The 12,812-nt window shown below is 70.7% G+C and carries 11 protein-coding genes; 6 read left to right on the top strand and 5 right to left on the bottom strand.

What is annotated here, in order from left to right; translation table 11 throughout:
• Nucleotides 1–12: 12 nt before the first annotated feature.
• From ACFYSH_RS21630 to ACFYSH_RS21620, 3 genes are all read right to left on the bottom strand, one after another.
• A complete protein-coding gene (locus ACFYSH_RS21630; RefSeq protein ID WP_388754469.1) occupies nucleotides 13–1,083 on the bottom strand; it encodes a S1C family serine protease in 1,071 nt (356 codons plus the stop codon).
• A gap of 99 nt (nucleotides 1,084–1,182) precedes the next feature.
• A complete protein-coding gene (locus ACFYSH_RS21625) occupies nucleotides 1,183–1,917 on the bottom strand; it encodes a methyltransferase domain-containing protein (protein WP_359475883.1) in 735 nt (244 codons plus the stop codon).
• Nucleotides 1,918–1,976: 59 nt separating this feature from the next.
• Nucleotides 1,977–2,576, bottom strand: coding sequence for a DUF3043 domain-containing protein (locus ACFYSH_RS21620; RefSeq protein WP_359475795.1), 600 nt, complete (start codon nucleotides 2,574–2,576; stop codon nucleotides 1,977–1,979).
• 296 nt (nucleotides 2,577–2,872) lie between these two features.
• Here ACFYSH_RS21620 and ACFYSH_RS21615 point away from each other — a divergent pair, with 296 nt between their 5' ends.
• The 5 genes from ACFYSH_RS21615 (at nucleotide 2,873) to ACFYSH_RS21595 (ending at nucleotide 9,370) form a co-directional block, all read left to right on the top strand.
• Entirely contained in the window at nucleotides 2,873–3,655 is a 783-nt protein-coding gene (locus ACFYSH_RS21615) for a PspA/IM30 family protein (RefSeq protein WP_359475798.1), read from the top strand.
• Between the two features lie 10 nt (nucleotides 3,656–3,665).
• Complete coding sequence (locus ACFYSH_RS21610; protein ID WP_359475801.1) at nucleotides 3,666–3,944, top strand: hypothetical protein; 279 nt, start codon at nucleotides 3,666–3,668, stop codon at nucleotides 3,942–3,944.
• Between the two features lie 133 nt (nucleotides 3,945–4,077).
• A complete protein-coding gene (locus ACFYSH_RS21605; RefSeq protein ID WP_359475804.1) occupies nucleotides 4,078–5,346 on the top strand; it encodes a sensor histidine kinase in 1,269 nt (422 codons plus the stop codon).
• The gene (locus ACFYSH_RS21600; RefSeq protein WP_388754465.1) at nucleotides 5,343–6,032 is read left to right on the top strand and encodes a response regulator; all 690 of its coding nucleotides are present in this window, start codon (nucleotides 5,343–5,345) and stop codon (nucleotides 6,030–6,032) included. Before ACFYSH_RS21605 ends, ACFYSH_RS21600 begins: the two co-directional genes overlap by 4 nt.
• A gap of 182 nt (nucleotides 6,033–6,214) precedes the next feature.
• On the top strand, nucleotides 6,215–9,370 hold the full coding sequence (locus ACFYSH_RS21595; protein WP_388754462.1) for an efflux RND transporter permease subunit: 3,156 nt from the start codon (nucleotides 6,215–6,217) through the stop codon (nucleotides 9,368–9,370).
• A 79-nt stretch (nucleotides 9,371–9,449) separates the two neighbouring features.
• On the opposite strand, the gene nadA is transcribed toward ACFYSH_RS21595, so the two are convergent.
• Nucleotides 9,450–10,637, bottom strand: a complete 1,188-nt coding sequence (nadA, locus tag ACFYSH_RS21590) for a quinolinate synthase NadA (RefSeq protein ID WP_388754460.1) — start codon at nucleotides 10,635–10,637, stop codon at nucleotides 9,450–9,452.
• A gap of 219 nt (nucleotides 10,638–10,856) precedes the next feature.
• Here nadA and erpA point away from each other — a divergent pair, with 219 nt between their 5' ends.
• A complete protein-coding gene (erpA, locus tag ACFYSH_RS21585) occupies nucleotides 10,857–11,213 on the top strand; it encodes an iron-sulfur cluster insertion protein ErpA (RefSeq protein ID WP_033299961.1) in 357 nt (118 codons plus the stop codon).
• A 72-nt stretch (nucleotides 11,214–11,285) separates the two neighbouring features.
• Here the strand turns inward: erpA and ACFYSH_RS21580 are convergent, their stop codons facing one another.
• Nucleotides 11,286–12,731, bottom strand: coding sequence for a hypothetical protein (locus tag ACFYSH_RS21580; RefSeq protein ID WP_388754457.1), 1,446 nt, complete (start codon nucleotides 12,729–12,731; stop codon nucleotides 11,286–11,288).
• Nucleotides 12,732–12,812 lie beyond the last annotated feature (81 nt).

The raw sequence follows: 12,812 nt of genomic DNA, 5'->3' as shown, positions 1-12,812 counted from the left end.
CCTGACCGGCTCTCAGATCTCGCCCAGGGTGACCTCGGCGGTCTTCGCGGCGTCCCCGCGCGTGTACGTCACCCTGACCTTCTGGCCCGGCTCGTCGCCCGCCAGGGCCTCCGAGAGCGAGGTGATCGTCGTGATCCGGGTGTCGCCGATCCGGGTGATGATGTCCCCGGCGCGCATACCGGCCTTCTCCGCGGCCCCGCCCTTCTCGACGCTGACGATCGCGACGCCGGCCGGCTGGTACGCGTCGTCGACGACGGTACGGCCCGTGATGTTCAGTGCCGCCCGGCCCGAGTCGGTGACCTTCCCGGACTCGATGATCTGGTCGGCGATCGTCCGCACCATGGAGACGGGGATGGCGAAGCCGATCCCGGGCGCCGCGCTGTCACCCAGCTGGGGATCTGTGGCCGCGAGAGTCGGGATGCCGATGACCTCGCTGTCCAGGTTCACCAGGGCGCCACCGCTGTTGCCCGGGTTGACCGCCGCCGAGGTCTGCACCATGTCGGCGAGCGTCGCCCCGGTGCCGCCGGAGCCGCTCTCGCTGACGGTCCGCCCCACGGCCGAGACGATGCCCTGGGTGACGCTGCTGGACAGTCCGAGGGGTGAGCCCATCGCCAGGACGATCTGGCCCACCTCGACCTCGTCGGTGTTCCCGAACTCCGCGGCCCGCAGCCCGTCGGGCGGGTCGTCGAGCTTGATGACGGCCAGGTCCTGCTCAGGATAGGAGAAGACCAGGGACGCCTTGAGCACCTTCTCGCCCGTGGCGACGCTGACGTCGAAGCTCTTGTCGTCGCCCACGACATGGGCGTTCGTGACGATGTGGCCTTGGTCGTCGTAGACGACGCCCGAGCCGAGCCCGTCCCCGGCGCCGATCTGCACGACGGAGGGCAACACGTCCTCGATGACGGCCTGGTACCGGTCCTCCAGGTCGCCGGCGGCCCGTGGGGCCGCCGCCTGCTGGGCCGGGGCGGCGGACGGGGCGGGATCCGGCCCGGTGCATCCTCCCGCCAGGGCGAGCGCGCAGGCGCCGGCGGCCAGAGGCGTGAGTGAGCGGCGTACCCGGCTGCGGGAGGGAGTGGCGTCCATGCCCGGAGTATCGCCAGGGCCCACGGCGGACGGCCTGCGCTGGTGGGCCGATCAGGCGTACGGCCGTGCGCCGGCGGGGCGGGCGGCCGTGAAACGGCGTCAGCCGCGTACGCCGCACAGGTGCAGCAGCGCGGCCACCCCGCGGTACGGATCGGTCCGTCCCGCCCGGTCCTCGGCGGCGAACACCCGGGCCAGCTCCTCGGGGCCGGGCAGCTCCACCTCGTTGCTCACGTTGTCCGTGAAGACCCGCACGCCGTACCAGGCGTGCAGCGGGGCGGCGATCCCGGCGAGGGTGGCCCGCAGCACCTCGAGCCGGTCCGCCCGGACGTCGAGACCGAGCCTGTTGGTGTACGTGTCCGTGTCGAAAGCCGCGAGGGCCGCGCCGAAGTCCCCGGCCGTCCCCGGCCGCATCGCCAGCGCGTCCGCGTTCCGCACGAGCAGCGAGAGCAGTCCGCCGGGCGCCAGCATCCGTGCCAGGCCGGCCAGCAGCGCGTCCGGCTCCGAGACGTACATCAGCACGCCGTGGCAGAGCACCACGTCGAAGCTGCCGGGCAGGAAGTGCACCCCGGTTTCACGGCCGTCGCCCTCGATGAGGCGCACCCGCTCCCGGATGCCCTCGGGCTCGCCCGCGAGGGACTCCCGGGCCGACCGCAGCATCTCGCCGTCGGACTCGAGGCCCGTCACGGAGTGCCCGGCCCGCGCCAGACGCAGGGCCTGGGTGCCCTGGCCCATGCCGACGTCGAGCACCCGCAGCCGCTGCCCCACGGGGAAACGCGCGGCTATCTGCTCGTCGAGCTGTCTCGCGACGAGCTCCTGGCGGACGGTGTTGCGCAGTCCACCGAGCCCGTCGAGCCACTGGGACGAGACCCCCGTGAAGCCGGAGGTCTCCGTGCTCAGGGCCGCTCTCCCCGCTTGACCTGCGGCTTCGGCAGCCGCAGTCGGCGCATCTGGAGCGTACGCATCAGGCCGTAGGCCACCGCGCCGCGCTTCGGGGTGTCAGGGAAGCGCTGGGCCAGCTGCTTCTTGAGACGGAACCCGAGGCCGATGGAGTCCACGACGATCAGCACGATCACGCCGAGCCAGAGGAGCAGCGAGATGTTCTGGATGTTCTGGACCTGGATCACGCTGAGGATCAGGATGATCACCGCGAGCGGAAGGAAATACTCCGCGATGCAGAAGCGCGAGTCCACGAAGTCACGGACATAGCGGCGCACCGGCCCCTTGTCACGTACGGGCAGGTAGCGCTCGTCGCCCGATGCGAGCGCCTCCCGCTGCCGGGCCATGTCCGCTCGACGCGCTTCGCGCTGGCGCTTCGCGGCCTCCTTGCGATCGGTCGGCGTACCGCTGGAGGCACGTCGGCGCTGCGTCTGGGCCTCGCTGCGCTTGGGGGTGGGGCGACCCTTGGGAGCCTGAGGGTCGCGGGGCTGCTTGGAGAGGTCCGCCGTCACCTTGTTGGTGGGGGCCTTCTCTTCCTTGGAACGGCTACGGAACACAAAACCCAAGGGTACGGGGTCGGCCGCCGGTACCGGGGACCGGCCGGGAACGATCCGGCAACGGCCTGCGTCCCGAAAAGTGTCCCGACAGGGGCAGAACGGACGTTGCCGACGCTTTCCCTGATGTTCGCCTACTCCCTGGGCGGGAGCGGTCACGGGCGGCAGTCGTCCTTGGGTAGGAGCACATCCGCGTCCGAACAGTGCGGTAATAGAGACAGGGCCCGTACTGTGGGTTCTGTTGGAGTGTCGGAGTTCAGTCCGTCAGAAGGGGGCGCGCGAAGCCCATGAGCGGTGTCATGAAGCGTATGGGAATGATCTTCCGCGCGAAGGCAAACAAGGCCCTTGACCGGGCCGAGGATCCGCGCGAGACCCTCGATTACTCGTACCAGAAGCAGCTCGAGCTGCTTCAGAAGGTACGCCGCGGCGTCGCCGATGTGGCGACCTCGCGCAAGCGGCTGGAGCTGCAGCTGAACCAGCTGCAGGGACAGTCGTCCAAGCTGGAGGACCAGGGCCGCAAGGCGCTCGCGCTCGGTCGCGAGGACCTGGCCCGCGAGGCGCTGTCGAGGCGCGCCGCCCTCCAGCAGCAGGTCACCGACCTGGAGACGCAGCACCGGACGCTGCAGGGCGAGGAGGAGAAACTCACTCTCGCGGCCCAGCGTCTGCAGGCCAAGGTCGATGCCTTCCGCACGAAGAAGGAGACCATCAAGGCCACCTACACCGCGGCCCAGGCCCAGACCCGGATCGGCGAGGCCTTCTCCGGCATCTCCGAGGAGATGGGCGACGTCGGCCTGGCGATCCAGCGCGCCGAGGACAAGACCCAGCAGCTCCAGGCACGTGCGGGAGCCATCGACGAGCTGCTGGCCTCCGGCGCCCTCGACGACGCGTCCGGCACGGCGAAGGACGACATCGCCGCCGAGCTGGACCGGATCTCCGGTGGTACGGATGTGGAGCTGGAACTGCAGCGTATGAAGGCCGAACTGGCCGGCGGTTCCGCCGGGCAGCAGCAGGCCATCGAGGGCGGTGCCGAGAACGCGGCCCCGCAGTCGCAGCAGTCCCCGCACAAGTTCGACAAACAGTGAGGGCGGCGTCATGATCGTACGGATCATGGGGGAGGGCCAGGTCGAACTGGCCGACAGTCATGTCGTGGAGCTGAACAAGCTCGACGACATCCTCCTCGCGGAGATGGAGAGCGGTGACGGACCCGGCTTCCGGACCACGCTCCACGCGCTGCTGGACAAGGTGCGCGAGCTCGGCTCGCCGCTCCCCGACGACTCCCTGGAGCCGTCCGAACTGATCCTGCCGTCACCCGACGCCACCCTCGAAGAAGTGCGCTCCATGCTCCGTGACGACGGGCTGATCCCCGGCTGACCGGGCGCGCCCGCTCCACGCTCCCCGCACCGCCCCGCGCCGGCCCCTCCGGCGCGGGGCGGTGCGCTGTGCGCACCTCGTTCCGCTGCCGCCCGGCCCGCCCCGTGGACGACACGCCGTACCGTAGCTCGACGTGACCCCCCTCGGAACCGGGCTCGTGCGCCCCCGCCGCTGGATGCGAGGCCATCCCCTCGCCTTCGACGCCGGCCTCGCGGTGGCCGTGCTCGCCTGCATGCTCAGTGCGTCGTTCGCCGAGCCGAACCCGGGCCGCCACGGGCCCGTCTTCGGGACCCGGGTGCCCGAGGTGTCGAGCGTGGTGCTGATGGTGCTCGGTGCCGGGGCGCTCGTCGTGCGCCGACGAAGGCCCATGACCGTGCTCGCCGTGACCGGGCTGCTGTCCGTCGCCGAGTTCGTCCTCATGGACCCGCCCGCCCCCGTCGTGGTGAGCGCGGTCATCGCGCTCTTCACCGTCGCGGCCAGCACCGACCGCCCCACCACCTGGCGGGTCGGCCTGCTGACCACGGGGGCGCTCGCCATGGCCGCCATGGTGGACGGTTCGACGCCCTGGTACAGCCAGGAGAACCTCGGTGTCCTCGCCTGGACCGGCCTGGCCGGTGCCGCCGGCGACGCGGTACGCAGCAGACGCGCGTTCATCGACGCGATCCGGGAACGGGCCGAACGCGCGGAGCGCACCCGCGAGGAGGAGGCCCGCCGCAGGGTCGCCGAGGAGCGGCTGCGGATCGCCCGTGACCTGCACGACGTCGTCGCCCACCACATCGCCCTGGTCAACGTCCAGGCCGGGGTCGCGGCCCACGTCATGGACAAGCGCCCCGACCAGGCGAAGGAGGCGCTGGCCCACGTACGGGAGGCCGGCCGCTCCGCCCTCAACGAACTACGGACCACAGTCGGGCTGCTGCGCCAGTCCGGCGATCCGGAGGCGCCCACGGAACCTGCCCCGGGGCTCGCCGTCCTCGACGCCCTGGTCGACACCTTCCGTAACGCCGGGCTGCCCGTCGAGGTGGCCCGCACCGACCCGGACAGCCCCCTGCCCGCGGCGGTCGACCTCGCGGCGTACCGGATCATCCAGGAGGCCCTCACCAACGTGCGCAAGCACGCGGGCGCCGACGCCAAGGCCGAGGTGAGCGTCGTGCGCGTCGGGGGGACCGCGGAGATCACCGTGCTCGACAACGGCACGGCGACGCATCCCCGCCCCGGACCGGCCGACGGCGGCGGGCACGGCCTGATCGGCATGCGTGAGCGCGTCACCGCCCTCGGTGGCACCCTCACGGCGGGGCCCCGTTACGGAGGCGGGTTCAGGGTCCATGCGATCCTGCCCGTCACGTCCCGCACACGCGCGTCGGAGGGGCCGGGCGCGGCGGAGACGACGGGGGGACGCGCATGACGCCCATCAAGGTGCTGCTCGCCGACGACCAGGCACTGCTGCGCAGCGCGTTCCGGGTGCTGGTCGACTCGGAGCCCGACATGCAGGTCGTCGGTGAGGCCGCGGACGGGGCCCAGGCCGTCGAACTGGCCCGATCGACCCTCGCCGACGTCGTGCTGATGGACATCCGGATGCCGGGCACCGACGGACTCACCGCCACCAGGATGATCAGCGCGGACCCTGACCTGGCGGGCGTACGGATCGTCATGCTCACCACCTTCGAGGTGGACGAGTACGTGGTGCAGTCCCTGCGCGCCGGCGCCTCCGGCTTCCTGGGCAAGGGCGCGGAACCGGACGAACTGCTCAACGCCATCCGCGTCGCCGCGGCCGGCGAGGCGCTGCTCTCCCCGGTCGCGACCAAGGGCCTCATCGCCAGCTTCCTCGCCCAGGGCGGCAGCGCGGGCGAGAACCCGGACGGCGCGGAGTACTCCGCGCGGCTCGCCGCGCTCACCGGGCGCGAGCGCGAGGTGCTCGTCCAGGTCGCGGGCGGGCACTCCAACGACCAGATCGCCGAGCGGCTGGTCGTCAGTCCTCTCACGGTGAAGACCCATGTGAACCGGGCGATGGCGAAACTGGGCGCACGGGACCGCGCCCAATTGGTCGTCATTGCGTACGAATCGGGCCTGGTCCGCCCCAGGGTGGAGTAGCGGGTGGAGGTCCGGATACTCCAACTGCGGTATGCGGCGGACAGGAAAGCAACCCGGGGGCCGACGTTTTCGCTCACGGGACCGGCGATCGTGTAGGTGGCGGGCTGTGTCCCTGTGAGCACCTGAGTGAGCACCGAACAGCCGCCCATCTGCCGCGTACGCCACAGAAGAGAGACCCACCCATGTCCTGGCTGTCCAGATTCAGCCTCGCGCAACGGGCGCTGATCGGGCTGATCTCGATCGTCGCGCTCGTTTTCGGGGCGATCGCGATACCGCAGCTCAAGCAGCAACTGCTGCCCACCATCGAACTCCCGATGGTGTCGGTGCTGGCCCCCTACCAGGGCGCGTCCCCCGACGTGGTCGAGAAGCAGGTCGTCGAACCCCTCGAGAACGCCATCAAGGCCGTCGACGGCGTGGAGGGCATCACGTCGACCGCCGGTGAGGGAAGCGCCGTCATCATGGCGAGCTTCGACTTCGGCGACGAGGGCACCAAGCAGCTCGTCGCGGACATCCAGCAGGCGGTGAACCGGGCGGGCAGCCAGCTGCCCGAGGACGTCGACCCGCAGGTCGTCGCCGGCTCGACGGACGACCTGCCCACCGTCGTCCTGGCGGTCACCTCCGACAAGGACCAGCAGGCACTCGCCGACCAGCTCGACCGCACGGTCGTCCCGGCACTCGAGGACATCGAAGGCGTCGGCCAGGTCGCCGTCGACGGCGTCAGGGACCTCCAGGTCTCCGTCGTCCCCGACGACAAGAAGCTCGCCGCGGCAGGACTGAGCACCGCCTCGCTCTCACAGGCCCTGCAGGCCGGCGGCGCCACCCTCCCGGCCGGTTCCTTCTCCGAGTCGGGCAAGAACCGCACCATCCAGGTCGGCGGCGCCTTCGGCTCGCTCCAGCAGATCGAGGACCTGAAGGTCTCCGCGGCGAACCCGGCGACGGGCAAGCTCGGGAAGCCGGTGCGGGTCGGTGACATCGCCACGGTGAAGCAGGAGCCCGCCGCGGCGGTCTCCCTCACCCGTACGAACGGCAAGCCGAGCCTCGCCGTGATGGCGACGATGGACAAGGACGGCAGTGCCGTCGCCATCTCGGACGCCGTCCAGGACAAGCTCCCCGGCCTGCGCGAGGACCTCGGCGCCGGTGCCGAGCTGACCGTCGTCTCCGACCAGGGCCCCGCCGTCTCCAAGGCGATCTCCGGCCTGACCACGGAGGGCGCGCTCGGCCTGCTCTTCGCGGTCGTCGTGATCCTGGTCTTCCTCGCGTCGATCCGCTCGACGCTGGTCACCGCGGTCTCCATCCCGCTCTCCGTGGTCCTCGCGCTGATCGTGCTCTGGACCCGCGACCTGTCGCTGAACATGCTGACCCTGGGCGCGCTCACCATCGCGATCGGCCGGGTCGTCGACGACTCGATCGTGGTCCTGGAGAACATCAAGCGGCACCTCGGCTACGGCGAGGAGCGCCAGTCGGCGATCACCACCGCGGTCAAGGAGGTGGCCGGCGCGGTCACCTCGTCCACGCTCACCACCGTGGCGGTCTTCCTGCCCATCGGTCTGGTCGGCGGCATGGTCGGCCAGCTCTTCGGTTCGTTCTCCCTCACCGTCACGGCGGCCCTGCTGGCCTCCCTGCTGGTGTCCCTGACCGTCGTCCCGGTCCTCTCGTACTGGTTCCTGCGCGCACCCAAGGGCACCGAGGAGAATCCGGACGAGGCCCGTCGCAAGGCCGAGGAGAAGGAAGCCGCCAGCCGGCTCCAGCGCCTCTACGTCCCGGTGCTGCGCTTCGCCACCCGGCGCCGCATCACCAGTATCGTCATCGCCTTCGTGGTCCTGTTCGGCACGTTCGGCATGGCGCCCCTGCTGAAGACGAACTTCTTCGACGCGGGCGAGCAGGAGGTCCTCTCCCTCAGCCAGGAACTGACTCCCGGCACCAGCCTGGAGGCGGCGGACGAGGCCGCGCGGAAGGTGGAGAAGGTCCTCGCCGCAGACGAGGGCGTCGAGGACTACCAGGTCACCGTCGGCTCCTCCGGCTTCATGGCGGCCTTCGGCGGTGGTTCGGGAACCAACCAGGCCTCGTACCAGATCACCCTCAAGGACTCGGCGGACCACGAGACCACCGAGAAGCGGATCGACGAGGCCCTCGGCGAGCTCGACGGCATCGGCGACACGACGATCGCCGCGGGCGGCGGCTTCGGCAGCCAGGACCTCAGCGTCGTGGTGAAGGCCGCCGACGCGGACGTCCTGGAGAAGGCGTCGGAAGCAGTGCGCGCCGAGGTGGCCGAGCTCGACGACGTCACCGATGTCCAGAGCGACCTGGCGCAGAGCGTCCCGCGCATCTCGGTCAAGGCCAACGACAAGGCGGCCGACGCCGGATTCAACGAGACCACCCTCGGCGCGGCGGTCGCCGGCGCGGTGCGCGGCACCCCGTCAGGCACCGCGATCATGGACGACACCGAGCGTGACGTGCTGGTCAGGTCGGCCCGGCCGGCCACCACGATGGCGGAGCTGAAGGCCCTCCGGCTCGGCCCGGTCGAGCTCGGCCGGATCGCCGACGTGAAGCTGGTGCCCGGCCCGGTCACGATGACCCGGATCGACGGCCAGCGTGCCGCGACGATCACCGCCAAGCCGACCAGCGACAACACGGGTGCGGTCAGCACGACCCTCAAGAAGAAGATCGACGCCCTGGACCTCCCGGACGGTGCCACCGCGACCATCGGTGGTGTCTCCCAGGATCAACAGGAGGCCAACGCGAAGTTGATCCTCGCCATGCTGGCGGCCATCGCGATCATCTTCATCCTTCTGGTCGCCACCTTCCGGTCGCTGATCCAGCCGCTGATCCTGCTGGTCTCCATCCCGTTCGCCGCGACGGGCGCCATCGGCCTCCTCGTCGCCACCGGCACCCCCATGGGAGTTCCGGCGATGATCGGCATGCTGATGCTGATCGGCATCGTGGTGACCAACGCGATCGTGCTGATCGACCTGATCAACCAGTACAGGTCGCAGGGCATGGGCGTGGTCGAGGCAGTCGTCGAGGGCGGCCGCCACCGTCTGCGTCCGATCCTGATGACGGCCCTGGCGACGATCTTCGCGTTGCTGCCGATGGCGCTCGGCGTCACCGGCGAAGGCGGCTTCATCGCGCAGCCGCTGGCGGTCGTGGTGATCGGCGGTCTGATCACCTCCACGCTGCTGACCCTGCTCCTGGTGCCGACGCTCTACGCGATGGTCGAGCTCCGCAAGGAGCGCCGCGCGAAGAAGAAGGCGGACAGGCGTGCGGCACAGTCCGGCGCTGCGGCCCCGGACGCGGCGGAGGACGCCACCTCGGCGGAGCCGGAGCCGGCGAAGGCCTGACGGACCCGCCCGCAGAGCCACACAGAAGGCCCCCGACGCCGCCCAGCGGCATCGGGGGCCTTCTCCCTGACAAGAGGGGCTACGGGAGCGCCAGCATCCGCTCCAGCGCCAGCTTCGCGAACTTCTCCGTCTCCGGGTCGACCTGGATCCGGTTGACGAGGTTCCCCTCGGCCAGCGACTCCAGCGTCCACACCAGGTGCGGCAGGTCGATCCGGTTCATCGTCGAGCAGAAGCACACCGTCTTGTCGAGGAAGACGATCTCCTTGTCCTCCGCGGCGAAACGGTTCGCCAACCGGCGCACCAGGTTCAGCTCCGTGCCGATGGCCCACTTGGAGCCGGCCGGTGCGGCCTCCAGGGCCTTGATGATGTACTCCGTCGAACCCACCTGGTCCGCGGCGGCCACGACCTCGTGCTTGCACTCCGGGTGCACCAGCACGTTGACGCCCGGGATCCGCTCCCGTACGTCGTTGACGGACTCCACGGAGAAGCGCCCGTGCACCGAGCAGTGCCCGCGCCACAGGATCATCTTCGCGTCGCGCAGCTGCTCTGCGGTCAGGCCGCCGTTCGGCTTGTGCGGGTTGTAGAGGACGCAGTCCTCCGGGGTCATCCCCATGTCCCGCACGGCCGTGTTCCGGCCGAGGTGCTGGTCAGGGAGGAAGAGGATCTTCTCGCCCTGCTCGAAGGCCCACTCCAGAGCCCGCTTCGCGTTGGACGAGGTGCAGATCGTGCCGCCGTGCCTGCCGGTGAATGCCTTGATGTCGGCGGAGGAGTTCATGTACGAGACCGGCACGACCTGGTCGGCGACCCCCGCCTCCGTCAGCACGTCCCAGCATTCGGCGACCTGCTCCGCGGTGGCCATGTCGGCCATGGAACAGCCGGCGGCCAGGTCCGGCAGGACGACCTTCTGGTCGTCGCCCGTCAGGATGTCCGCGGACTCGGCCATGAAGTGCACGCCGCAGAAGACGATGTACTCCGCCTCGGGCCGCGCCGCCGCGTCCCGGGCGAGCTTGAAGGAGTCGCCGGTGACGTCCGCGAACTGGATGACCTCGTCACGCTGGTAGTGGTGGCCGAGCACGAAGACCTTGTCCCCGAGCTTCTCCTTGGCGGCACGGGCACGCTCAACCAGGTCCGGGTCGGACGGGGAGGGCAGGTCGCCCGGGCATTCGACCCCGCGCTCGCTCCGCGGGTCGGCCTCACGGCCGAGCAGCAGCAGGGCGAGGGGCGACGGCTTGACATCCAGGGGCTGGGCGGTGGTCACGACACGCACCCTTTCTTTTTGCGAAACGCCTTTTCGTCTAATTGACGCTATCTATCATAACCGCTTCATGTCAGCTTGACGATGTCCATAGCGTCGATGTGACGCATCCCCTGGCGCATGTGGTGTGCGAGCATGAAGGGAACAGACACGCGCCTGGCCCGGAATGAATCCGCGGCCCCGATGGTTGGACCGTCGGCAAGCAGTCCGTACAACCCGGGAGAGAAGCAGATGTCCGTATCGGACGAGACCACCACCGTGAGCGACGGCATCCTCCTGTCCGACGCCGCCGCAGCCAAGGTCAAGACCCTGCTGGAGCAGGAGGGCCGGGACGACCTCGCGCTGCGCGTCGCCGTTCAGCCCGGCGGCTGCTCGGGCCTGCGCTACCAGCTCTTCTTCGACGAGCGTTCGCTCGACGGGGACGTCGTGAAGGACTTCGACGGCGTCAAGGTCGTCACCGACCGGATGAGCGCCCCGTACCTGGGCGGCGCCTCCGTCGACTTCGTGGACACCATCGAGAAGCAGGGCTTCACGATCGACAACCCGAACGCCACGGGCTCCTGCGCCTGCGGTGACTCCTTCAGCTGAACCCAGGTCGTACGACAGCGGCGGCGCTCCCGGATCCGGGAACGCCGCCGCTGTCGTCTTGGCATACGCGTCTCAGGTGCGCGGTACCGTCTCGCCCGACCCGGCGTCGACCACCTTCCGGCCGTCCAGCGGCTCGTCCAGCGTCACCGTCCGGGTCAGCTCCTTGGCGATCATGATGCAGGCCCTGCCGGGATCGGGCTCCGACTCGTCGACCGTGACCCGCACCGTCGAGCCGTCCTCCGTGGCGCGGGCCGTGTACGTGCTGCACACGCCGCCCCAGAACGTCACCTCCAGCGTTCGGCCGTTCGAGCTGTACGAGGTGATCCCCGTGCCCGAGCCGTCCGGTTTCCCGGTGGGTTCCGGAGCGGGCCGGGTGCTCTCCGACGTCAGGTGATCCGGTTCCACCGCGACCTGGACGACCGTGTTCCCGGGGCCGCCCCCTTCGGGCCGCACGGAGAAGAGCCACGAGGGCACGAGAATCCGCTCTCCGTCCGCGTACTGTGCGGTGAGCCCGAACTCGGCCTTCTCCACCGACATGGTGGCCGGCGGGGTCCCGCCCTTCGAGCCGCAGTCGGCCTTCGGGGAGACGGAGCCGCCCTCCAGGGGCACGGGGGTCGCGCAGCCGCCGGTGCCGGAGCCCGTGGCGCCCGCGCTCTTCGCGTTCAGCTGCTTCAGCGCCTCGTGCGCGCCGGTCACCGGATAGCTGTCGCCCTTCTCCAGGCCCTTCAGGTGCCCGCTGCCACCGACGATCTCACCACTGGCGCCCACCTGGATCCCGGTCGACCAGCCGTACGTCGGCAGCCCGCCCACCACGGGATCGGCGTTGACCACACGTACGGAACCCATCAGCTGATCCGCGTCGAGCGCGGCGTCGTCCTGTCCCACGGCCTTCAGGACCGGCGCCGCCGCCGCCTTCGCGGCCTTCTCTCCGATGGGCGAGCCGGTGCCGGTGCCCGGCGTCGCGGACTTCGAGCAGACCGTGGGCGACTCGCACGCGTCCGTGCCGCCGGAGGCGTAGCGGGCGAACGTCCACGTCCCGGGCGACCGCTCGGTCACCTTCAGCACCGGACCGGAGCCGTCGCCGTCGCTGCCCACCTTCCACGCCGCGCCGTCCGTGTGCGGCGTGCCCTGCAGCCCGAGCGCCTTCGCCAGCCGTGCCACCTCTGCCGCGGTCACCGTGCCGGCGGCGCGACGGACGGCGGCGCTGCCGGGGCCGTCCGGCAGCGCGCCTGAGGCGCGGTAGACGACCCCGCTGCCGTGCGGATCGGGTTCACCGGGTGCGATCCCCGGCGGCCGCGCCGACGAACTGTCCGAGAGGTCCAGCGCGAGCGGCGGAGGGGAACTCCCCCCGGAGGCCGGCAGGCCGGCCTCCGTACCGCTGTCCCCGGAGGCGGCCGAGGCCCAGTACGCCGCTCCGCCCCCGGTCAGCAGCACGGCCGCAGCCACCGAGGCCACGGCGAGCGGCGGACGCCGCCGCCGGGGGCCGGTCACGTCGTCATCTGGTCGCTCGCTGCTCACCGGATCGCTCCTTCGGCTGCCTGGCCGTCACCGGCCCATCATCCGCCCCCGGGGCGGGGACGCCGGTGGGACGGGCCAGGG

It is taken from the genome of Streptomyces sp. NPDC005791 (assembly GCF_042871485.1).
Taxonomy (GTDB): domain Bacteria; phylum Actinomycetota; class Actinomycetes; order Streptomycetales; family Streptomycetaceae; genus Streptomyces.
The sequence above is the reverse complement of the archived record's forward strand: the minus strand, read 5'-3'. Positions and strand labels throughout refer to the sequence as shown.

Bases quoted from the DNA above. Each gene is read 5' to 3' on its own strand.
- ACFYSH_RS21615 (WP_359475798.1), top strand. From the start codon at position 2,873: ATGAAGCGTATGGGAATGATCTTCCGCGCGAAGGCAAACAAGGCCCTT.
- ACFYSH_RS21595 (WP_388754462.1), top strand. From the start codon at position 6,215: ATGTCCTGGCTGTCCAGATTCAGCCTCGCGCAACGGGCGCTGATCGGG.
- ACFYSH_RS21610 (WP_359475801.1), top strand. From the start codon at position 3,666: ATGATCGTACGGATCATGGGGGAGGGCCAGGTCGAACTGGCCGACAGT.
- ACFYSH_RS21600 (WP_388754465.1), top strand. From the start codon at position 5,343: ATGACGCCCATCAAGGTGCTGCTCGCCGACGACCAGGCACTGCTGCGC.
- ACFYSH_RS21630 (WP_388754469.1), bottom strand. From the start codon at position 1,083: ATGGACGCCACTCCCTCCCGCAGCCGGGTACGCCGCTCACTCACGCCT.
- erpA (WP_033299961.1), top strand. From the start codon at position 10,857: ATGTCCGTATCGGACGAGACCACCACCGTGAGCGACGGCATCCTCCTG.